Consider the following 1,796-nt stretch of genomic DNA (forward strand, 5'->3'; position numbering starts at 1 on the left):
CGCCTGCTGGCCGGATTGAATGACAGCGCCGCACAGACAAGGCGGCAGTTAATCCTTTCCATGGAGCAGTTCAGTCGGGCCGATCAGGCTACCCTAGATGCCTATCTGGCGGGGCGCATCGGCGAAGCGGCGCTGATCCGCGAAGGCCATGCCTGGCCCAACTACCCAAGCGACTACCGCCCCCTGGTGGAATTTGCCAAAACCAATCGGCTGCCAGTGATCGCCGCCAATGCCCCCAAACCTCTGGTGAGCTGTGTCGGCCAGGAGGGGCCCGAATGGCTGGACAAGCTCCCCGCCAACCGGCGCAGCCAGCTGGCTCGCGAGCTGACGCTGGGGAGTGATGCCTATCGCCAGAAGTTTATGGCCTCCATGCACCACGGCGATGCCGACAGCAACGCCCGCCGTTTCGCCGCCCAGACCAGCTGGGACGACACCATGGCAGAAAGCATGGTGGATTACCTCGCCAGCCACCCGGGCCGGCAGATCATGCATATCGCCGGCAACTTCCATGTGGAGGGGGGCCTGGGGCTCGCCAGCCGCATCGCCAGCCGCAATCCGGCGCTCAAGGTGGCCCTGATAGTGCCGCAAACCGGCGACACGCCCGCCGCCGGGCGCCCTGCCGATGTGACGGTCACCGTCATGCCGCTGCCGGCACGCTGGCAAAGCAGTGCCGAGATGAAGCAAGATATGGGGGCGCTGCATCAATCCCGCAGCCGTGACTGCAGCCAGTGGCTGCAACCCTAATCATCAAGGAGACGGCGAGCATATATGGACGTGTTACTGATCATCGACGTGCAGCAAGGGGTCATGAAAGAGACCCACTACAACCAGCAGCAGGTACTGGCCAATATCAACCGGGCCGCGGCCTATATAAGGCAGCACCATGGCCGGATCATCTACGTCCAGCACGATGGCCCGCCCGGTAGTGAGCTGGTACCGGGCACGCCGGGCTGGCAACTGCATCCGGCGCTGCAACCGGCCAAGGGGGACAGCCGGGTACGCAAGGAGGGCTGTGACAGCTTCCTCGATACCGAGCTCGCCTTCCTGCTGGCCGAACAACCGGTCGACAGACTCATCCTCTGTGGCAGCAACACCGATTTTTGCGTCGATACCACGGTGCGTAGCGCGGCTTCCCAAGGCTTTGAGGTGCTGGTGCTGAGCGATGGCCATACCACGGCCGATCGTCCCCACCTGGGCGCGGCGCAGATTATCGAGCATCACAACTGGATGTGGCGCCACCTCAGCCTGCCGCAGGGGCGCGGTGTCACCCTGCTCAGCACGGATGAGCTGCTGGCAGTAACACCCGCTGTGCAGCCATGTTAATCTGCGAGCCTCGTTTAGTTTTCACCGGAGTCTGTCGTGCGCCTGTTGCCTGTCACCCTGTTGCTGCTGTTTCCCCTGCTCAGTGCCTGCTCCGGCTTGCCCGGGCAGGGTTATGACGGGCCTGAGCCCCTGTTCCTGACCCATATCAGCGAAGAGGGAAGCAAGCGCTTCACCTTCGAAGCCGCGCCCAACGACACCCTGCCGCGCGGGCTTTCGGCCGCCCAGCACCAGCGACTGCTGGAGCAGCGGGAGGAGCTGCAACAGGATCTGCTGACCGAGACCTTGGCCCGCAAGCAATATTGCCGCGACGGTTACATAGTGCTGAGCCAGAACTCCTGGCGACTGCGGGGGGAGTGCAACGAGACGGCTACCGAGGCCGATCGTGGCGCCTTCCCGAACAGGGGCACCTGGCAGGATTGAGGTGCTGCGCGCCGGTGCAAGATATCAATGAAAACGGGCAGCCAGTGGCTGCC

General features: G+C 63.7%; 3 protein-coding genes. All 3 read left to right on the top strand.

Translation table 11 applies throughout. The features are described from left to right. Positions 1-744, top strand: a 744-nt coding sequence (locus tag BN1123_RS05595) for a ChaN family lipoprotein (RefSeq protein ID WP_042025800.1), incomplete at its 5' end; no start/stop codon positions are given. Positions 745-768: 24 nt separating this feature from the next. Beyond that, complete coding sequence (locus BN1123_RS05600; RefSeq protein WP_042025801.1) at positions 769-1,323, top strand: cysteine hydrolase family protein; 555 nt, start codon at positions 769-771, stop codon at positions 1,321-1,323. Between the two features lie 36 nt (positions 1,324-1,359). Then, positions 1,360-1,743, top strand: coding sequence for a hypothetical protein (locus BN1123_RS05605; RefSeq protein WP_026457790.1), 384 nt, complete (start codon positions 1,360-1,362; stop codon positions 1,741-1,743). The last annotated feature ends 53 nt before the right edge of the window (positions 1,744-1,796 follow it).

This window comes from Aeromonas enteropelogenes, assembly GCF_000819845.1.
GTDB classification, from domain to species: domain Bacteria; phylum Pseudomonadota; class Gammaproteobacteria; order Enterobacterales; family Aeromonadaceae; genus Aeromonas; species Aeromonas enteropelogenes.

Coding starts and splice junctions, on each gene's coding strand:
- BN1123_RS05600 (WP_042025801.1), top strand. CDS start 769: ATGGACGTGTTACTGATCATCGACGTGCAGCAAGGGGTCATGAAAGAG.